At 68.4% G+C, this 19,637-nt stretch carries 18 protein-coding genes; 5 read left to right on the forward strand and 13 right to left on the reverse strand.

Annotation, left to right across the window (positions count from 1 at the left end; genetic code table 11):
* Window positions 1–11 precede the first annotated feature (11 nt).
* The gene (gene mltB / locus QZH52_RS11520) at window positions 12–1,088 is read left to right on the forward strand and encodes a lytic murein transglycosylase B (protein ID WP_301808352.1); all 1,077 of its coding nucleotides are present in this window, start codon (window positions 12–14) and stop codon (window positions 1,086–1,088) included.
* Between the two features lie 2 nt (window positions 1,089–1,090).
* Window positions 1,091–1,708 (forward strand): HD domain-containing protein, encoded by a 618-nt coding sequence (locus QZH52_RS11525; protein WP_301808355.1) that lies wholly within the window; start codon window positions 1,091–1,093, stop codon window positions 1,706–1,708.
* A gap of 3 nt (window positions 1,709–1,711) precedes the next feature.
* Here the strand turns inward: QZH52_RS11525 and QZH52_RS11530 are convergent, their stop codons facing one another.
* The 10 genes from QZH52_RS11530 to glpD form a co-directional block, all read right to left on the reverse strand.
* Complete coding sequence (locus QZH52_RS11530; protein WP_286532434.1) at window positions 1,712–2,209, reverse strand: flavodoxin family protein; 498 nt, start codon at window positions 2,207–2,209, stop codon at window positions 1,712–1,714.
* Window positions 2,210–2,215: 6 nt separating this feature from the next.
* Window positions 2,216–3,589 (reverse strand): serine hydrolase domain-containing protein, encoded by a 1,374-nt coding sequence (locus QZH52_RS11535; RefSeq protein WP_301808359.1) that lies wholly within the window; start codon window positions 3,587–3,589, stop codon window positions 2,216–2,218.
* Window positions 3,590–3,625: 36 nt separating this feature from the next.
* Entirely contained in the window at window positions 3,626–4,033 is a 408-nt protein-coding gene (locus tag QZH52_RS11540; RefSeq protein WP_301808361.1) for an SRPBCC family protein, read from the reverse strand.
* Window positions 4,034–4,145: 112 nt separating this feature from the next.
* On the reverse strand, window positions 4,146–5,876 hold the full coding sequence (locus tag QZH52_RS11545; protein WP_286532428.1) for an ABC transporter substrate-binding protein: 1,731 nt from the start codon (window positions 5,874–5,876) through the stop codon (window positions 4,146–4,148).
* An 83-nt stretch (window positions 5,877–5,959) separates the two neighbouring features.
* A complete protein-coding gene (locus tag QZH52_RS11550; protein ID WP_286532426.1) occupies window positions 5,960–6,268 on the reverse strand; it encodes a DUF2160 domain-containing protein in 309 nt (102 codons plus the stop codon).
* 17 nt (window positions 6,269–6,285) lie between these two features.
* Window positions 6,286–7,098 carry a carbohydrate ABC transporter permease gene (locus tag QZH52_RS11555; protein WP_301808364.1) on the reverse strand — a complete coding sequence of 271 codons (813 nt, stop codon included), beginning with the start codon at window positions 7,096–7,098 and terminating at the stop codon, window positions 6,286–6,288.
* A complete protein-coding gene (locus QZH52_RS11560; RefSeq protein WP_286509826.1) occupies window positions 7,095–7,985 on the reverse strand; it encodes a carbohydrate ABC transporter permease in 891 nt (296 codons plus the stop codon). Before QZH52_RS11560 ends, QZH52_RS11555 begins: the two co-directional genes overlap by 4 nt.
* Window positions 7,982–9,052, reverse strand: a complete 1,071-nt coding sequence (locus QZH52_RS11565) for an ABC transporter ATP-binding protein (protein WP_301808371.1) — start codon at window positions 9,050–9,052, stop codon at window positions 7,982–7,984. Before QZH52_RS11565 ends, QZH52_RS11560 begins: the two co-directional genes overlap by 4 nt.
* 1 nt (window position 9,053) lies before the next feature.
* On the reverse strand, window positions 9,054–10,130 hold the full coding sequence (locus QZH52_RS11570) for an ABC transporter ATP-binding protein (RefSeq protein WP_301808374.1): 1,077 nt from the start codon (window positions 10,128–10,130) through the stop codon (window positions 9,054–9,056).
* Window positions 10,121–11,785: a glycerol-3-phosphate dehydrogenase gene (glpD, locus tag QZH52_RS11575; protein WP_301808376.1), complete on the reverse strand. Its 1,665-nt coding sequence runs from the start codon at window positions 11,783–11,785 to the stop codon at window positions 10,121–10,123. The genes QZH52_RS11570 and glpD overlap by 10 nt, the downstream gene beginning before the upstream one ends.
* A 99-nt stretch (window positions 11,786–11,884) precedes the next feature.
* On the opposite strand from glpD, the gene QZH52_RS11580 reads away from it, so the two are divergent.
* Genes QZH52_RS11580 through QZH52_RS11590 form a run of 3 tightly spaced genes read left to right on the forward strand, consistent with a single transcriptional unit; the run spans window position 11,885 to window position 14,482 of the window.
* Complete coding sequence (locus QZH52_RS11580) at window positions 11,885–12,655, forward strand: DeoR/GlpR family DNA-binding transcription regulator (RefSeq protein WP_301808378.1); 771 nt, start codon at window positions 11,885–11,887, stop codon at window positions 12,653–12,655.
* A 12-nt stretch (window positions 12,656–12,667) separates the two neighbouring features.
* Window positions 12,668–14,161, forward strand: a complete 1,494-nt coding sequence (gene glpK, locus QZH52_RS11585; RefSeq protein ID WP_301808381.1) for a glycerol kinase GlpK — start codon at window positions 12,668–12,670, stop codon at window positions 14,159–14,161.
* Between the two features lie 30 nt (window positions 14,162–14,191).
* Window positions 14,192–14,482, forward strand: a complete 291-nt coding sequence (locus QZH52_RS11590) for a nucleotidyltransferase family protein (protein ID WP_286532415.1) — start codon at window positions 14,192–14,194, stop codon at window positions 14,480–14,482.
* Between the two features lie 51 nt (window positions 14,483–14,533).
* Here the strand turns inward: QZH52_RS11590 and QZH52_RS11595 are convergent, their stop codons facing one another.
* From QZH52_RS11595 to QZH52_RS11605, 3 genes are all read right to left on the reverse strand, one after another.
* Window positions 14,534–15,490, reverse strand: coding sequence for an alpha-E domain-containing protein (locus QZH52_RS11595; RefSeq protein ID WP_286524877.1), 957 nt, complete (start codon window positions 15,488–15,490; stop codon window positions 14,534–14,536).
* 34 nt (window positions 15,491–15,524) lie between these two features.
* Window positions 15,525–17,018, reverse strand: a complete 1,494-nt coding sequence (locus QZH52_RS11600; RefSeq protein ID WP_286532413.1) for a circularly permuted type 2 ATP-grasp protein — start codon at window positions 17,016–17,018, stop codon at window positions 15,525–15,527.
* Between the two features lie 86 nt (window positions 17,019–17,104).
* Window positions 17,105–19,510 carry a DNA internalization-related competence protein ComEC/Rec2 gene (locus QZH52_RS11605; protein ID WP_301809273.1) on the reverse strand — a complete coding sequence of 802 codons (2,406 nt, stop codon included), beginning with the start codon at window positions 19,508–19,510 and terminating at the stop codon, window positions 17,105–17,107.
* Window positions 19,511–19,637: the final 127 nt, after the last annotated feature.

Consider the following 19,637-nt stretch of genomic DNA (forward strand, 5'->3'; position numbering starts at 1 on the left):
CAATCGAAGCGATGCGACGCCTTCTTTCCCATGCCCTGCCGGCCTTCCTGCTGGCGGCCACCTTCCTTGCGGCGGTGCCGGTCGCGGCCCAGGCCGCGAAGGACAAACGCAACGCGGCCGTTCGCGGCGGCATCTCCTACGCCACCCGCGCCGACGCCATGCAGTTCGCCGACGAGGTGGCGGCGCGGCGCGGTCTCGATCCGGCCTGGGTGCGCGCGACCATCGGCAACGCACGCCAGCTCCCCAACGTGCCGCGGCTGATGCTGCCGGCACCGAGCGGCACGCCGAAGAACTGGCAGGTCTATCGCAGCCGCTTCATCGACCCGGTGCGCATCGCGGCCGGCGTTCGCTTCTGGCGCGACAACGCCGCCACGCTGGCGCGCGCCGAGGCGACCTACGGCGTGCCGCCCGAGATCATCGTCGGCATCGTCGGCGTCGAGACCATCTACGGGCGCAACATGGGCAGCTTCCGCGTGATCGACGCGCTGGCCACGCTGGCTTTCGACTTCCCCGAGGCCCACCCGCGCGCGGCCGAACGGCAGGCCTTCTTCCGCGGCGAGCTCGAGAGCTTCCTCAGCACCGAGAGCCGCACCGCCGAAAACCCGCTGGTGCCGCTGGGCAGCTATGCGGGCGCCATGGGCATGCCGCAGTTCATGCCGAGCAGCATCGCGAAGTACGCGGTCGACTTCGACGGCGACGGCCGCATCGACCTGGTCCACAACCCGGCCGATGTCATCGGCTCGGTGGCCAGCTATTTCAAGGGCTTCGGCTGGCAGCCGGGCGTGGCGCCGGTCTTTCCGGTCAGCTTCGACCCGACGCGGCTCCAGAAGCAGGTGCTGCTGGCGCCGGACATCGTGCCGACCTTCAGCGCCGATGCCTTCGTCGCCGGCGGCGCGCTGCTCCAGGGCGAGGCGCTGCGCCATCCCGGCCTGCTGGCGCTGATCGAACTGCAGAACGGCTACGAGCCGCCCAGCTATGTCGCGGGCACCAAGAACTTCTACGTGATCACGCGCTACAACTGGAGCAGCTACTACGCGATGTCGGTGATCGAACTGGGGCGCGAAGTGCGAACCGCGATGGAGCAGTAGCGATGGATACAGCCGCGCTGCGTGCGTCGTGGTCCGATGCCTGGCGCGCGCTCGATGCCTCTCCCGACGACGCCGTGCTGGCCGAGCTGCTGGACCGCTACGGCGAGGCCCATCGCGCATATCACACGCTGCAGCATCTGGGCGAGTGCCTCGCCCACCTGGCGCGCGAGCGCGGCGGCGCCGAGCGCCCGGCCGAAGTCGCGCTGGCGCTCTGGTTCCATGACGCCATCTACGACGTGCATCGGCACGACAACGAGGCGCGCAGCGCCGACTGGGCGCGGCAGGCCGCCCTCGACGCCGGTCTGGCGCCCGATGTTGCCGAACGCCTGCATGCGCTCGTGATGGCCACCCGCCACGACACCCAGCCTGTCGGCGCCGATGCCCGCCTGCTGGTCGATATCGACCTGGCGATCCTCGGTGCGCCACCGGCACGCTTCGCCGAATACGAGCGCCAGATCCGGAGCGAATACGGGCACGTGCCGCCGGCGGTCTTCGAGCCTCGGCGGCGCCAGATCCTGGGCGGCTTCCTCGCGCGCGATCCGCTCTACCTCACGGCGTCGATGCGCACCCGACTGGAAGCAGCAGCCCGTGCCAACCTGGGCCAGGCGGTCGCCGGTTAGGCATCAATACACGCCAAGCGCCAGGCCGGCGGCCAGCGCCGCCCCGACTTCGCGGCATTGCGCGAGATCGGCGGCACCGATCTGCTTCGGCCGCAGGATCGCCTCGGGCGTCTGCGCATGGGTGCAGACGATCAGCGTCGGCGCAACCTGTCGCAGCCGCCAGCCGGTGGCGATGCGTTCGAGCTGGCGCACCGCATTCTGGCCATCGCTGCCCGCGCACACCAGCGCGGCGTAGGGCCGGCCGTTCAGGCGGTCGAGCGCGGCGTAGTAGCAGCGATCGAAGAAATCCTTCATCAGCCCGGCCATCGCGGCCAGGTTCTCGGGTGTCGCGAACACATAGCCGTCGGCAGCCAGCACGTCGTCCGGCTGGGCCTCCGGCGCGCGCAGCAGGCGCACCTGCACGCCGGCTTCGTCGCCCGCTCCCTCGGCGGCGGCCTGCGCCATCTGGGCGGTGCCGCCGGTCATCGAGTGGTACACGATGAGCAGGGTCTTGGGGTTCATGGCGAATCAGGACGGCCGCGTCTTCGGATAGCGCCGGGTCGCCTCCGCCACCATCGCATCCTTCGGCAGCAGCCGGGTGCCGCCGACCCATAGCTCCGACGGCTTGCCCTTGCGGTCGTGGACGCGGCGGACCGGCTGTCCGGGGCTGTTGTAGGCCGACGTCTTGCGGATCACGCCGCTGTCCTTGCCGGTGACCGAGATCTCGGTGGTGGCCGCGTCGAAGGGCGTGGCCAGGGCCGGTGCCACCTGGCAGACCACCTGGCCCATGGCGACCAGGTCGCTCGCGCCCCAGATGGACCACCAGCGGCCGTTCCAGCTTTCCAGCCGCCTGGCAGGCGCGCCGTGCCGTCCGAAGGCAGAGAGAATGCTCACGATGCCATCGACCCAGGCATAGGCCATGCCATCCTGCGCATTGGTGAGCACGGTGACGGTGTAGCCCGAAGCCGGAAAGCGCGCGGTCCGCGAAATGAACCCTTGCAGGCTGCCCGTGTGGCCGAACCACTCTTTGGGGCCGCGCTCGTTCATCATCGTGCCGTAGCCGTAGTAAGCCTCCATGCTGTTGCAGTCGTCGCGCCAGCGGCGGTGCATCATCTCGCGCCGGCTGGCCGGCGAGAGGATGCTCTCCTTGCTGTCCGGCGCCAACTGCGCGAAGAAGCGCGCCACGTCCGACGCGGTCGAGACGAAGCCGCCCGCCGGGGCGATCGCGTGGCAGACGTTGTCGCCCGGCACGATCAGGCGCTGCCCGAAGGGAAACTCGCCGCTGTGGCCCATGGCCAGGGGCGCCGACCTGGGCAACTGGGGCATGTCGGGCACCGTCTCCTTCAAGCCTGCGGCCTCGATCACGTTGCGCGTGATCCACGCCGGGTATTCGGTGCCGCTGATCTCCTCGATCATCAGGCCGAGCAGACCGTAGCCATGGTTCGAGTACTTCAGCTGCAGGCCCGGCGCGAGCGGCTGCTTCCTGGAGAGCTCGTCGCGCAGTTCGGCGCGCGAAAGAAATGGCCGCCGGTCCAGGAACTGGCCGCCGTCCGCACCGTCGCGCACGACGCCGGCACCATGGGACAGCAGCTCGCCGATGCGGGCCTTGGCGAGCTCCTTGTGCAGGCCACCCACGTGGCGACCGATGGGATCGTCGAGGCCGAGCTTGCCCTGCTCGCGCAGCAGCATCACGCCGCTGGCCGTGAAGCTCTTGGAATGCGACGCGATGCGAAAGCGATGCCTGGGCGTGAGCGGCTTGCCGGTGCGCATGTCCGCGACACCCAGCGCGATCTCGGCGACCACCTCCTGGCCCTGGGCGATCGCGACCGAGCACCCGGGCTGCCGATAGCGCTCGAGCTGGAAGCCGAGCCACCGGGGCACATAGTCCAGCGCGGCCTTCAACGCGGCCGATTCCGTGTTCTTTCTCGCCGACGCCATCTATCGCATGGCCTCGACATGCCGTGCGAAGCGATCGAGGATGGCTTGCCAGCCCTGGCGCTGCTGCTCGACCGGATACTGGTCCTCGCCGTCGAAGGTGACGCGCACCCTGACGCCATCAGGACCATCGGTGAATTCGACCTGCCCGGTCCGGTCGCCGAAGGCATAGGCGATCAGGGACTGGGGCACGATCTCGGTGTAGGTGCCGGCGAAATCGAATCCCATGCTGCCATTCTTGGCCTCCATGCGCGACGAGAAGGCACCGCCCACCCGCAGGTCCACTGTCGCCGCCGTGGTGTGCCAGTCGTCGGACGCGGCGTTCCACTGAATGATGTCCTCGGGGGTGGTGTAGGCGCGCCAGACATCATGGATCGGCGCGGCAACGGTGGTTTCGACGGTGATTTTCATGGTGGCTCGAAAGGGTCGGAAAGTTTCGACCCGAAGATATTAGCCGCAGGTGCGTGAACCAGGTGGCGCGCGCGGCGATGCTCGATCTCCGCGCGCCGCCCAGCCGCTCGCCTCAGCGCACCTTGCCCTCCTTCCACGCCGTCAGCAGCTTCGTGTAGTCGATGGTCTCGCCCTTCGGCTTCTCGTTGGCGAGCTTCTTCCACGGCGCATGCTCGTCGCTGAGCATCTTGGCCGGATCGCCCTTCGGCGCCAGCTTGGGCGCGCACTTGGCCATGCCCGCGCGCTCCAGACGGCCCATGACGTTGTCCATCTCCTCGGCCAGCGTGTCCATCGCCTTCTGCGGTGTCTTCTCTCCGGTCACGGCCTCGGCCACGTTCTTCCACCACAGCTGCGCCAGCTTCGGGTAGTCGGGCACGTTGGTGCCGGTCGGCGTCCAGGCCACGCGCGCCGGGCTCCGATAGAACTCGATCAGGCCGCCGTACTTGTTGGCGTTCTGCGTGAAGTACTCATGCTGGATGTCGCTCTCGCGGATGAAGGTCAGGCCGACCACGCTCTTCTTCGCCGAGACCGTCTTGGAAGTCACGAACTGCGCATAGAGCCAGGCAGCCGCGGTCTTGTTGGGGTCGTGGCTCTTGAAGAAGGTCCACGAGCCGACGTCCTGGTAGCCGTTCTGCATGCCCTGCTTCCAGTAGGGCCCGTTCGGCCCGGGGGCCATGCGCCACTTGGGCGAGCCGTCGGCGTTGACCACCGGCAGCCCGGCCTTGGTCATGTCGGCCGTGAAGGCCGTGTACCAGAAGATCTGCTGCGCGATCTGCCCCTGCGCCGGCACCGGCCCGGCCTCGCCGAAGGTCATGCCGGTCGCTTCCTTGGGCGCGTACTTCTTCATCCAGTCGATGTACTTGGTGAGCGCATAGACCGCCGCCGGCGAATTGGTCGCGCCGCCGCGCGCCACCGTGGCGCCGACCGGCGTGCACTTGTCGGCTGCAACCTTGATGCCCCATTCGTCGACCGGCATGCCGTTCGGGATGCCCTTGTCGGCCGTGCCGGCCATCGACAGCCAGGCATCGGTGAAGCGCCAGCCCAGCGACGGGTCCTTCTTGCCGTAGTCCATGTGGCCGTAGATCGGCTTGCCGTCGATGTTCTTGACGTCGACCGTGAAGAACTCCGCGATGTCCTCGTAGGCGCTCCAGTTCAGCGGCACGCCGAGATCGTAGCCGTACTTGGCCTTGAACTTGTCCTTGAGGTCCTGGCGCGCAAAAAGGTCGGCGCGGAACCAGTAGAGGTTGGCGAACTGCTGGTCGGGCAGCTGGTAGAGCTGGCCGTCGGGCGCGGTCGTGAAGCTGGTGCCGATGAAGTCCTTGACGTCCAGGCCGGGGTTCGTCCACTCCTTGCCGGCGCCGGCCATGTAATCGGTCAGCGACATGATCTTGCCGTACCGGTAGTGCGTGCCGATCAGGTCGGAGTCGGAAATCCAGCCGTCATAGATCGACTTGCCCGACTGCATGGAGGTCTGCAGCTTCTCGACCACGTCGCCTTCCTGGATGATGTCGTGCTTGACCTTGATGCCGGTGATCTCCTCGAAGGCCTTGGCGAGCGTCTTCGATTCGTACTCGTGGGTGGTGATGGTCTCGGACACCACCGCGATTTCCTTGACGCCCTTGTCCTGCAGCTTCTTGGCGGTGTCGATGAACCACTTCATCTCGGCCGCCTGCTGCTCCTTGTTGAGGCTCGACGGCTGGAATTCGCTGTCGATCCATTTCTTCGCCTCCGCCTCCCCGGCCCAGGCGCTCTGCAGGGCGAAAGCCGCCGCCGCCGCTGCCAACGCTGTGTAGCGAATCTTCATGCTTGTCTCCTCGATGGCGCTTCCCGCTTCTTGCAGATCCGGCTCCGGGAAAGCGGAAGAGCCGGTCCGTGGAAAAGGTGGGTTCAGCCCTTGCGCATCACCAGCGCGAGCACACCCATTGAAATGACGAAGCTGATCCAGATCGACGGCTCGGCCTCCAGGCTCATCCACTCCTGGAGCCTGCCGGCAATGCCGATGAAGATCAGGTTGATGTAGGCCGCGACCAGGAGCCCGATGAAGAGCCGGTCGCCGCGCGTGGTCTCCAGCGGCAGCCAGCCGCGACGCAAGGTGGTGGGCGACTTGAGCTCCCACACGGTCATGCCGACCAGCATCAGCGCGATGCAGCTGAAGAAGATCGCCACCGGCGTGGTCCAGACCATCCATTCGAACATGGTGTTCTCCTCGATTCTCAGACGCGGCCCATCGCGAAGCCCTTGGCGATGTAGTGCCGCACGAACCAGATCACGATCGCGCCCGGCACGATGGTCAGCACGCCGGCCGCCGCCAGCGTGGCCCAGTCCATGCCCGAGGCGCTCACGGTGCGTGTCATGGTCGCGACGATCGGCTTCGCGTTCACGCTGGTGAGGGTGCGCGCCAGCAGCAGCTCGACCCAGCTGAACATGAAGCAGAAGAAGGCCGCGACGCCGACGCCGGCCTTGATCAGCGGCAGGAAGATGGTGAGGAAGAAGCGCGGGAACGAGTAGCCGTCGATGTAGGCCGTCTCGTCGATCTCGCGCGGGATGCCGCTCATGAAGCCCTCGAGGATCCAGACCGCCAGCGGCACGTTGAACAACAGGTGCGCCAGCGCCACGCCCAGGTGGGTGTCCATCAGGCCGACCGTCGAGTAGAGCTGGAAGAACGGCAGCAGGAACACGGCCGGCGGCGTCATGCGGTTGGTCAGCAGCCAGAAGAAGACATGCTTGTCGCCAAGGAAGGAATAGCGCGAGAACGCATAGGCGGCCGGCAGTGCGACGGTGAGCGCGATGACGGTGTTGATGCCGACGTAGATCAGGCTGTTGATGTAGCCCGAGTACCACGACTCGTCGGTGAAGATGCGCCGGTAGTTCTCCCAGGTAAGCTGCTGCGGAAAGAACGAGAAGCTCGACAGGATCTCCTCGTTGGTCTTGAAGCTCATGTTGACCATCCAGTAGATGGGCAACAGCGCGAAGACGAGATACAGCACCAGGAACAGGGTGCGCTTCTGGAAGCGGTCTTCGTTCATTTTTCCTCCTCGACGTCCAGCGTGCCGACGCGCAGCATCCAGTTGTAGAGCACGAAGCACAGCAGCAGGATGATCAGGAAATAGATCAGAGAGAACGCCGCCGCCGGGCCCAGGTCGAACTGGCCCACGGCCTTCTGCGTGAGGTACTGGCTCAGGAAGGTGGTGGCGTTGCCGGGCCCGCCGCCGGTGAGCACGAAGGGCTCGGTGTAGATCATGAAGCTGTCCATGAAGCGCAGCAGCACGGCGATCACCAGCACGCCGCGCATCTTCGGCAGCTGGATATAGCGGAACACCGCGAACTTGCTGGCGCCGTCGATGCGCGCCGCCTGGTAGTAGGCATCGGGGATCGAGCGCAGGCCCGCGAAGCACAGCAGCGCGACCAGCGGCGTCCAGTGCCAGACGTCCATCAGCAGCACGGTGAGCCAGGCATCCCTGGCATTGCCGGTGTAGCTGTAGTCGATGCCCATCTTCTGCAGCGTGTAGCCGAACAGGCCGATGTCGGCCCGGCCGAAGATCTGCCAGATGGTGCCGACCACGTTCCACGGGATCAGCAGCGAGAGCGCGACGATCACGAGCACGGCGGAGGCCTTCCAGCCGGTGGCCGGCATCGACAGCGCGAGCAGGATGCCGAGCGGGATCTCGACCACCAGCACCGCGATCGAGAACCCGAGCTGCCGCCACAGCGCCGCGTGCAGCTCGTCGTCGCGCATCACGGCGGCGAACCACTCGGTGCCGACGAACACGCGCCGCTCGGGCGAGATGATGTCCTGCACCGAGTAGTTGACGACCGTCATCAGCGGCACGATGGCGGAAAAGGCGACGCACAGCAGCACCGGCAGCACCAGCCACCAGGCCTTCTGGTTGAGGGGCTTGTTGGATCCGTTCATGCCACCAGCTCCTCGTCTCGATAGAAGCAGCTCTTGGCGCCGAGCACCTTCAACCACACCGTGGCGCCGGCCGCGGGCACCACGGCCTCGGAGGCGAGCCTGGCCTTCAGGGCACTGCCGTTGACCTGCGCGGTGAGCATCAGGTGGGTGCCCACGTCCTGCAGTTGCGTCAGCGTGGCGGGCACGGCGCCTGGCGCGCTGGGCTCGGCCAGCGCGACGTACTCGGGCCGGATGCCCAGCTTGAGCGCGCCTTCCGGCAATTCGCGCGTCGCGGCCAGCCGGGTGCCCGCGATGTCGAGCATGCCGCCCACGCTGTTCACCGGCAGGAAGTTCATGCCGGGCGAGCCGATGAAGTGGCCGACGAAGGTGTGGGCCGGGCGCTCGAACAGGGCCTCGGCGCTGCCGATCTGCACCGCCTTGCCGCGCGTCATCACCACCACTTCCTCGGCGAAGGTGAGCGCCTCGACCTGGTCGTGCGTGACGTAGATCAGCGTCAGCTTGAGCTCGCGGTGGATCTGCTTGAGCTTGCGCCGGAGCTGCCACTTGAGGTGCGGATCGATCACGGTCAGCGGTTCGTCGAAGAGCACCGCCGAGACGTCGCTGCGCACCAGCCCGCGGCCGAGCGAGATCTTCTGCTTGGCATCGGCGGCGAGGCCGGCCGCGCGCTGGTTGAGCTGGCCGCTCATGTCGAGCATTTCGGCGATCTCGCCGACCCGCTTGCGGATCTGCTCGGCCGGCACGTTTCGGTTGCGCAGCGGGAAGGCGAGGTTCTGCGCCACGGTCATGGTGTCGTAGATCACCGGGAACTGGAACACCTGGGCGATGTTGCGCTGCTGCGGGGTCTCGAGCGTCACGTCACGGCCGTTGAACTTGACGCTGCCCTTCGACGGCGCCAGCAGGCCTGAGATGATGTTGAGCATCGTGGTCTTGCCGCAGCCCGAGGGCCCGAGCAGGGCATAGGCGCCGCCGTCGCGGAAGCTCATCCGCAGCGGCAGCAGCGCGTAGTCGCTGTCCTGCGTCGGATTCGCGCGGTAGGCATGGGCGAGGTCGAGATCGATGCGTGCCATGTCAGCCTTTCGGGCGGCGCCAGTCGGGCGCCACGGCGAGCCGCTCGCCGCCGTCGAACACATAGGCCTGCGGCGCATGGAAGTACAGCGTGACGGCGGCGCCGAGATCGAAGCGGTGCACGCCGGTCAGCTGCGCGACCAGTTCGCCCACCAGGGTCTCGACGTGGACGAAGGTGTCGGAGCCCGAGATCTCGGCCAGCTCGACCTTGCCCGGCAGCGCGATGCCGCCCTCGCCCGCCTGCACGTCGAGCGCGCTGGCGCGCACGCCGACCGTGACCGCGCCGTCGACACCGGCCGGCAGTGTGATCGGAAGCAGCGGGCCGCCCTCGATCTGGACGCCTTCGGCGACCACGCGGCCGGCCATCAGGTTCATCGGCGGATCGCTGAAGGCGCGTGCCACCCGCAGCGATTGCGGCGCATGGAAGACCTCGGCGGTCGGGCCGTACTGCAGCAGCTCGCCGGCATCCATCACGGCCGTGTAGCCGCCGAGCAGCAGCGCCTCGCCGGGCTCGGTGGTGGCGTAGATGACGGTCGAATCGCCGCTCGCGAAGAGCTGCGTGAGTTCTTCGCGCAGGCCCTCGCGCAGCTTGTAGTCGAGGTTGACCAGGGGCTCGTCGAGCAGCATCAGCGGGGCGTTCTTGGCCAGTGCGCGCGCCAGCGCCACGCGCTGCTGCTGGCCGCCCGACAGCTCGGCCGGATAGCGGTCGAGGAACATGCCGATATGCAGCTTGTCGGCCAGTTCGCGCACCCGCGCCTCGACGTTCTTCTCGCCGCGCAGCTTGAGCGGCGAGCCGATGTTGTCGGCCACCCTGAGCGAGGGGTAGTTGATGAATTGCTGGTAGACCATCGCCACGTTGCGCTGGCGCACGGGCACGCCGGTCACGTCCTGCCCGTCGACCAGGACCTTGCCTTCGGTCGGCGCGTCGAGCCCGGCCATCAGGCGCATCAGGCTGGTCTTGCCGGCCTGCGTCGCGCCCAGCAGCACCGTCACCGCGCCGCTGTGGGGCGCGATGCTCTGCGGGTAGAGCCAGGTCTGCGGACCCGACTTCTTGGTGACGCGTTCGAGGCTCAGCTGCATGGGGCTCCTTCCTTCGAGCGGGCGTGGCGCTGCATCCAGGCGCCCACCTGGTCGCGCTGCTGCGGCGTGAAGCGCAGGCCGAGCTTCGAGCGGCGCCAGAGCACGTCGTCGCCGCTGCAGGCCCACTCCTGGTCTTGAAGGTAGTGCAGCTCGCGTTCGTGCAGGCCGGGGGCCACGGCCGGCCCGAGCTCGGCCATCGACGCGGCGTCGCCCAGCACTTCGGAGATCCGGGCGCCGTAGGCCCGTGCCAGGCGGTGCGCCAGCGCGGGCTCGAGCCAGGGGTGCCGCACCTGCACGGCGGCCACGAAGCGTTCGAAGTCGTCGTCGGGGCGCGTGCTGCGGGTGGTGGCGCCGATCCAGTCGGCAAGGTCGCCGCCCGCCATGAAGGCGCCGTCGGTCCAGGCGCTGCGGGTTTCGCCCAGCATCCGTCCCACCTCGTCGGCGGCGTCCTCGGCCAGCTTGCGGAAGGTGGTGATCTTGCCGCCCCAGACCGACAGCAGCGGCGCCGCCGCGGTGTTCGACTCGAGCATGTAGTCGCGCGTCACGGCAGCGGGGTCGCCCGAGGCGTCGTCGAGCAGCGGCCGCACGCCGGAATAGGTCCAGACCACGTCCGACGGCTTCACGGGCTGTGCGAAATAGCGGCTGGCCTGCTCGCACAGGTAATCGATCTCGTCGGCGCCGATGCGCGCCGCGCCCGGGTCGTCGCCTTGCAGCTCGATGTCGGTGGTGCCGATCAGCGTGAAGTCGTCCTGGTAGGGAATCGCGAAGATGATCCGCTTGTCGGGGTTCTGGAAGATGTAGGCGTGGTCGTGGCCGAAGACGCGCGGCACCACGATGTGGCTGCCCTTGACCAGCCGCAGGTGCCGCGTCGCCAGCGCCTCGCCCTGCGCCGAATGCGCCACGCCGCGCAGGAAGGCCTCGGCCCAGGGGCCGGCGGCGTTCACCACGGCGCGGGCACGCACCGTGCGCCGTCCCTCGGGCCCCTCGAGCACCGCGGTCCAGCCGTCGGCACTGCGCTGCGCGCTCGCGCAACGGGTGCGGGTCAGCACCTCGGCGCCGCGGGCGCGGGCGTCGAGCGCGTTCAGCACCACCAGGCGCGCATCGTCGACCCAGCCATCCGAATAGACGAAGCCGCGCTTGAACGCCGGCTTGAGCGCCGCACCGGCTTCGTGGCGGCGCAGGTCGACGGTGCGCGAGCCCGGCAGCACTTCGCGCCTGGCCAGGTGGTCGTACAGGAACAGGCCGATGCGGATCATCCAGGCCGGCCGCATGGAGGGGTCGTGCGGCATCACGAAACGCAGCGGCCACATGATGTGAGGCGCGCTCTTGAGCAGCACCTCGCGCTCCTGCAGCGCCTTGCGCACCAGCGAGAACTCGTAGTACTCGAGGTAGCGCAGGCCGCCGTGGATGAGCTTGGTCGACGAGGACGAGGTGTGGGCCGCGAGGTCGTCCTTCTCGCAAAGCAGCACGCGCCAGCCGCGACCCGCGAGGTCGCGCGCGATGCCGCAGCCGTTGATGCCGCCGCCGACGATGAGCACGTCGAAGTCGGTGGCCGACGGCTGCTGTGGCGAGGCAATGGCGCTCACGGCGATAGGTTCCGATCCGATGTGACTTGGTTCACGATCAAGGGGCTTTTCGCTTTCGAATCTTTTCATTTTGGTTCCTTACGATGCGATTTTCCTAGTCGTTAACCCTGAAGTCCATTCGTTTTTGTTCGTTCTAAAGTTGAACGCGCCGCTTCTCCCTTTCCCCCCGTGAATTCCAACCCGCGCCAGCTCAAGCTCCTCAACACCGTCCGCTCGCGCGGCTCGATCTCGGTCGAGCAACTCGCCGACATGCTCGGCGTCACGCTGCAGACGGTGCGCCGCGACGTCCAGCGGCTGGCCGACGAAGGCCTGTTGGCGCGCTTCCACGGCGGCGTGCGCGTGCCGAGCTCGACCACCGAGAACATCGGCTACCGGCAGCGCGAGACGCTGCACGCCGAAGGCAAGGCGCGGATCGCGCGCGCGGTGGCGGCCCGGGTGCCCAACGACTGCTCGCTGATCCTCAACATCGGCACCACCACCGAGGCGATCGCCAAGGCGCTGCTGCGCCATACCGGCTTGCGGGTGATCACCAACAACCTCAACGTGGCCAGCATCCTGAGCGACAACCCGGCCTGCGAGGTGATCGTGGCGGGCGGCTCGGTGCGGCTGCGCGATCGCGCCATCGTGGGCGAGGCGACGGTCGACTTCATCCGCCAGTTCAAGGTCGACATCGCGCTGATCGGCGTCTCCAGCATCGAGGACGACGGCACCTTGCGCGACTTCGACCTGCGCGAGGTGAAGGTCGCGCAGACCATCATCGCCCAGGCGCGCGAAGTCTGGCTGGCGGCCGACGCCAGCAAGTTCAACCGGCCGGCGATGATCGAGCTGGCGAAGCTGTCGCAGATCGACTGCCTGTTCACCGATGCCGCGCCGCCGCCGCCCTTCCCCGAACTCCTTGAGCGTGCCCAGGTGCGCTGCGAGATCGCACGCGACACCTGAAGGACTCTTGCCATGACCTACCTGCTGGCCCTCGACCAGGGCACTTCCAGTTCACGCAGCATCGTGTTCGACGCCGAAGGCCGCATCGTCGCCGTCGCGCAGCGCGAGCTGACCCAGATCTACCCACGTCCCGGCTGGGTCGAGCACGATCCGATGGAGATCTGGAACGGCCAGCTCGCCACCGTACGCGAAGTGCTGGACAAGGCCGGGCTGCAGCCCGCCGACATCCATGCCGTCGGCATCACGAACCAGCGCGAGACCACGCTGCTGTGGGACCGCAAGACCGGCCAGCCGGTGCATCACGCGATCGTCTGGCAGGACCGTCGCGCCGAGCCGCTGTGCGCCCAGCTGCGCGCCGACGGCAAGGCCGAGACGATCCGCGAGAAGACCGGCCTGGTGATCGACGCCTACTTCTCGGGCACCAAGCTGCGCTGGCTGCTCGACAACGTGCCGGGCGCGCGCGCCGCGGCCGGGCGCGGGGAGCTGGCCTTCGGCACGGTCGACAGCTGGCTCATGTGGCAGCTGACCGGCGGCAAGGTGCACGTGACCGACGTCAGCAATGCCTCGCGCACGATGCTGTTCGACGTCCACGCCAACCAATGGGATGCCGAGTTGCTGAAGGCGCTCGACATCCCGGCCTCGCTGATGCCCGAGGTCAAGCCGTCGAGCGCGCATTTCGCCGACATCGACGCCGCCCTGCTCGGCTGCGGCCTGCCGATCGGCGGTGTCGCGGGCGACCAGCAGAGCGCCCTCTTCGGCCAGGCCTGCTTCGAGGCCGGGATGGCCAAGAACACCTACGGCACCGGCTGCTTCATGCTGATGCACACGGGCGGCGCCTTCCAGCCCTCGCACAACGGCCTGCTGGTGACCAGCGCGGCGCAGACCAGTGCGACGCCGCAGTTCGCGATGGAGGGCAGCGTCTTCGTCGGCGGCGCGGTGGTGCAATGGCTGCGCGACGGGCTCAAGGCGATCCAGGGCAGCGCCCAGGTGCAGGCGCTGGCCGAGAGCGTGCCGGATGCCGGCGGCGTGATGATGGTGCCGGCCTTCACCGGGCTCGGCGCGCCCTACTGGGACGCCGACGCGCGGGGCACCATCACCGGCCTGACGCGTGGCACCACGGTCGCCCACATCGCGCGTGCGGCGCTCGAGAGCATCGCCTACCAGAGCGCCGCGCTGCTGCAGGCCATGAGCCGCGACGCGGTCGCCGCGGGCGGCATGCCGGTGGCGGAGTTGCGGGTGGATGGCGGGGCCTGCGTGAACGACCTGCTGATGCAGTTCCAGGCGGATCTGCTGGGGATTCCGGTGGTGCGACCCGAGGTGACCGAGACCACGGCGCTCGGGGCTGCCTATCTCGCTGGGCTGTCGACCGGGGTCTATGCCGACGTCGGACAGCTGTCGAAACTGTGGCGGGTCGAGCGGCGCTTCATGCCGACCTTGAGCCGGGCCAAGGCCGAAGAGGCGATGGGGCGGTGGGAGCTGGCGGTGCGCAGGGCCACGCTGGTGTGAGTCGGGGCCTGTTCGCTAAGATGCAACCCCATGAAGCCGTCGCTTGCCCTGGAACGCCAACGCGGTGCCATTCGCGAAGCCGCTGCCCGCTATCGCGTCGCCAATCCGCGCGTGTTCGGATCGACGCTCCACGGCACCGACGAAGACGGCAGTGACCTGGATCTGCTGGTGGATGCGCTTCCGGGTGCAACGCTGTTCGACCTGGGGGGACTGCAGGATGAGCTGGAACACTTGCTCGGCATCCAGGTCGACCTGAAGACGCCCGCCGACCTTCCACCCAAATTCCGCGAACAGGTGCTGGCCGAAGCGCTTCCCGTATGAGCCAGAACTGTCTTCAGGGCTGACTCGTCTGGGGCACGATCCAAAGCCCGCTCAGTGCCCCGGCACCAGAAAGTCCTGGCTGATCCGCCACCCCAGCTCGTTCACCCGGTCGAGGAACTGCGTCAGGTAGGCATGCAGCCCGGTCGCGAGGATCTCGTCGACCCGCGCGTACTGCAGGTCGGCCAGCAGCTTGCCGGCGCGGCGCTGCGTCTCGGCGCTCTGCTCGTTCTTGACCATGTCGAGGTTGCTCACCACCTCGCGCAGGCTGGCGTGCAGCGAGCGCGGCATGTCGGCGCGCAGGATCAGCAGTTCGGCCACGCGCTCGGGCTTGATCACGTCGCGGTACACCTTGCGGTAGACCTCGAAGGCCGAGACGCTGCGCAGGATCGCGCTCCAGTGATAGAAGTCGTACTCTTGGTCTTCCTCGGTCGCGGTGCCGAAGAACTCGCTGTTGAGCGCATGGAACTTGACGTCGACCAGCCGCGCCGTGTTGTCGGCCCGCTCGAGGAAGGTGCCCAGGCGCGAGAAGTAGAAGGCCTCGTCCTGCAGCATGGTGCCCAGCGTCACGCCGCGCGACAGGTGCGAGCGGAACTTGACCCACTCGAAGAACTGGCCCGGGTCGCGCTCGAAATCGCCAGCGCGCAGCATCCGGTTGACTTCCAGCCAGGTCGTGTTCTGGGTCTCCCAGGCTTCGGTCGGCAGCGAGCCGCGCACGGCCCGCGCGTTCTCGCGCGCCGCGCGCAGGCAGGACAGGATCGACGACGGGTTCGACTCGTCCTTGACCATGAACTCCATCACCTCGTCGGGCTTGAAGCCCTGGTGCTCCTCGTTGTAGAGCGGCAGCAGCTCGCTGATCGACAGCAGGCCCTGCCAGCCGTACTGCGCGACCTCGGCCGACTGCGGCAGCATCGAGGTCTGGTAGTTGACGTCGAGCATGCGCGCGGTGTTCTCGGCCCGCTCGGTGTAGCGCGACATCCAGTAGAGGTGATCGGCGGTGCGTGACAACATCATGGGTGTGCTTCCGTGTGCTCTCTTCTTCTGATCAGGACTGGCTTTGCGACTGCGCCGGCGCGCGCGGCCGGGCGCTGCGATCGGCCTCGAGGATCCAGGTGTCCTTGGTGCCGCCGCCCTGCGATGAGTTGACCACCAGCGAGCCCTCCTTGAGCGCCACGCGCGTGAGGCCGCCGGGCACCATCTGCACCTCCTTGCCGGACAGAACGAAGGGTCGCAGGTCGATGTGGCGCGGCGCGATGCCGGCGTCGACGAAGGTCGGCGAGGTCGACAGGCTCAAGGTCGGCTGCGCGATGTAGCCGTCGGGCTTGGCGAGCACGGCCTTCTTGAAGTCCTCGATCTCGGCCTGGGTCGCGGCCGGACCAATCAGCATGCCGTAGCCGCCGGCGCCGTGCACCTCCTTGACGACCAGGTCCTTCATGTTCTCGAGCGTGTAGGCGAGCTCGTCCTTGTTGCGGCACATGTAGGTCGGCACGTTCTTCAGGATCGGCTTCTCGCCGAGATAGAACTCGATCATCTTCGGCACGTAGGGATAGATCGACTTGTCGTCCGCCACGCCGGTGCCGACCGCGTTGCAGATCACGACGTTGCCTTCGCGGTAGGCCTGCATCAGGCCGGCGCAGCCCAGGGTCGAGGTCGGGCGGAACACCTCGGGGTCGAGGAAGTCGTCGTCGACCCGGCGATAGATCACGTCGACCCGGCGCGGGCCGCGCGTGGTGCGCATGTAGACGAAGTCGTCCTTGACGAACAGGTCCTGCCCCTCGACCAGCTCGACGCCCATCTGCTGCGCCAGGAAGGCGTGCTCGAAGTAGGCGCTGTTGTACATGCCGGGCGTCAGCACCACCACCGTCGGCTCGGCGGTGGCCGGCGGCGCCGAGGCGCGCAGGGTCTCGAGCAGCAGGTCGGGATAGTGCGCGACCGGCGCGATCCGGTTCTGGCTGAACAACTCGGGGAACAGCCGCATCATCATCTTGCGGTTCTCGAGCATGTAGCTCACGCCGCTGGGAACGCGCAGGTTGTCCTCGAGCACGTAGTACTCGCCATTGCCCTGGGCATCGGGGGCGCGGACGATGTCGATGCCCGAGATGTGCGAATAGATGTCGTTCGGTACCTTGACCCCCACCATTTCGGGCCGGTACTGGGCGTTGTTCAGGATCTGCTCGGCCGGGATCACGCCGGCCTTGATGATCTCCTGCCCGTGATAGACGTCGTGGATGAAGCGGTTGAGCGCCGTGACCCGCTGGACCAGGCCTTTTTCCATCGAGGCCCATTCGTGCGCCGGGATGATCCGCGGCAGCAGGTCGAACGGGATCAGGCGCTCGGTGCCCGAACCGTCCTCGTCTTTCGCGCCGTAGACGGCAAAGGTGATGCCCACCCGCCGAAAGATCAATTCGGCTTCCTCGCGCCGCGACCGCATCACCTCGCCGGGTTGCCTGGCGAGCCATTGGTCGTAGCGCTTGTAGTGGCTCCGGACCGCCGCGCCGTTGTAGGGCAGCTGTTCGTACATCTCATCGAATTTGTGCATGGGACGACCAATCTCCTTGACCATAGCTTAGCAAGTTCAAGGCCAAACCCGGGCGGCGAATGATGGAATTTGCGCCCGCGGGGCGTTCAGGGCGGAAGGTGATGCCAGTAGCGCCGACCCTGCACACGCTCGCACCGGAGCTGTTCCGGGGCAGTGCTCGCCCAGGTGGCGGCACCGCAGCGCGCCGACTCCACCAGCGAGATATCCCGCGCCCGGTAGCGCGCGACCACCTCCGCGGCCGGATGCCCGAAACGATTGCGCCAGCCGGCCTGGACCAGCGCGATACGCGGCTGCACGGCGTCGAGCAGCAGCCCGCTCGACGAGGTCTTGCTGCCATGGTGCGGGACCAGCAGCAGGTCGGCCCGCAGCCCGGGCGTGCGGGCCACCAGCGCCGCCTCCTGCAGCCGCTCGATGTCGCCGGCCAGCAGGGCGGCGACCCGGCCATTGCCGATGCGCAGCACGCACGAGATGGCGTTCGGCTTCGGCGGCGCGAACACGGTGTAGTCGTCGGCCCGGGGATGCAGCACTTCGAACTCCACGCCGTCCCAGGTCCAGCGCTGGCCGGCCTCGCAGCGCTGCGCGGCACGCACCGCCTGCAGCGGATGCCCGGGTTCGATCGAGCTCAGCAGCGTCGTCTGCGGCTGCGCGGCGAGCACCGCGGCGGCACCGCCGCTGTGGTCGCTGTCGCGGTGGCTCACCACCATCGCATCGAGCCGCTCGCCGAGCGCGCGCAGCAGCGGCACCAGCACCCGCTGCCCGGCATCGCTTTCGAGGCTGTAGCGCGGGCCCGTGTCGTAGAGCAGGCTGTGCGAGGCGGTGCGCACCAGCACCGCATTGCCCTGCCCGATGTCGGCGGCCAGCAGTTCGAACTCTCCCGGCGCCGGGCGCGGCGCCTGCCACACCAGGGCCGGCAGGAGCAGCGGCAGCCCCAGCATGCGCATCGACCAGGGCAGCCGCATCGCCAGAAGGACGCCACCGGCCACACCGGCGATGGCGGTCCAGAGCGGCGGCGCCGCCATCGACAGGGTCGCGAAAGGCAGGCCCGCCAGCCACTCCAGCACGGCCAGCAGCGCCTGGACCGACCCGGCTGCCAGGTGCCAGAGCGATGGCACGACGACGCCCAGCATCGCCAGTGGCGTCACCACCAGCGTGACCCAGGGGATCGCGATCGCATTCGCCAGCAGGCCGACGACCGAGACTTGCTGGAACAGCAGCAGTGTGAGCGGCGTCAGCGCCAGCGTCACGACCCACTGTTCGCGCAGCATTCGCAGCAGGCGGGCGCCGATGCCCGAGGGTGCGTCGCCGGCCGCCGCGCCGTCGGCCGCGAACAGCACGCCGACGGCGACGAAGCTGAGCCAGAAACCGGCCTGCATCAGGGCCCAGGGGTCGGCCGCGACCACCACCGCGCAGGCCAGCAGCCAGACGAAGGGCCAGGGCCAGCGCCGGCCGGTGAGACGCAGGACCCCGATGGCCGCGAGCATCAGCACCGTGCGCTGCGAAGGCACGCCCCAGCCGCTGAACACCGCGTAGAGGGTGGCGAGCAGCACGCCGCCGACCAGGGCGGCATGCGGCGCCGGCCAGCGCAGCATCAGGCGCGTGCTGCGGCGCCACAGCACGCCAACGCCCAGCGTGGCAAGCCAGGCGAACATCGTGATGTGGAGCCCCGAGATCGACACCAGGTGGGCCACGCCGGTGGCGCGGAAGACATCCCAGTCGCTGCGCTCGATGGCGTTCTGGTCGCCGGTGACCAGCGCCGCGATCACGCCGGCCTGGCGTGGCTCGTCGACCTGCTCGAAGATGGCATCGCGCACCGTCTCGCGCAGGCGCTCCACGGGATGGCGCCAGGTCGATGCCAGCCGTTCGGGGTGCGGATCGCGGGCGCCGTTGCGCACCTGGCCGCTGGCCTGCTCGCCCCGCTCCCACATCCACAGCTCGCGATCGAAGCCGTGGGGGTTCAGGCTGCCGTGCGGCGCCCTGAGCCGAACCGCCAGGCGCCAGCGCTCGCCCGCGCGGACCGATGCGGCTGGGGCCGCGGGCGGTGCCGCGTCGGTTTCGGACCGGCCCCACAGCCCACCGCCCTGCGCGTACCAGGCGAGCGAAATCCGCGCCGGCACGCGCGGCGCTTCTTCGCCGTCCATCGATCCGGCGACCCAGCGCGCCGACGCCACCTCGAAGGTGAACCGCGTCACGCCCGCGCCATGCTGGGGCATGCCCGCGACCCGCCCCTCGACCCACAGGTCGCGACCCTCGACCGCCGCAGGCAGGGCACCAGCCGCGTACGCCACCGCGCGCCAGCCCGCCAGGCCGCCCCCCGCCATCGCACCGACCCACAGGGCCACCGACAGTTGCAGCCCGGCCGGTAGCCACCGGCTCTGCCCGCGCAGCGCGAACCAGCCGGCCACCCCGACGCCGAGCAGCCCGGCATAGACAGCGCCATGCCACAACGCGCCCTGCTGCAGTTGCAGCGCAGCGCCCAGCACCGACCCCGCCATCGCGGCGAAGGCGGCCAGGGCGTGCCGATCCCGGCCGGCCCTCACGACCCGACTCCAGACTTCATGTGCAATTCACTCCCTGCGCACTTCTTTGGCGCGCAAATTGCTTTCTGTGTCGGCTAGTATG

Origin of the sequence: Variovorax ginsengisoli (assembly GCF_030486595.1) — a bacterium.
GTDB classification, from domain to species: Bacteria; Pseudomonadota; Gammaproteobacteria; order Burkholderiales; family Burkholderiaceae_C; genus Variovorax; species Variovorax ginsengisoli_B.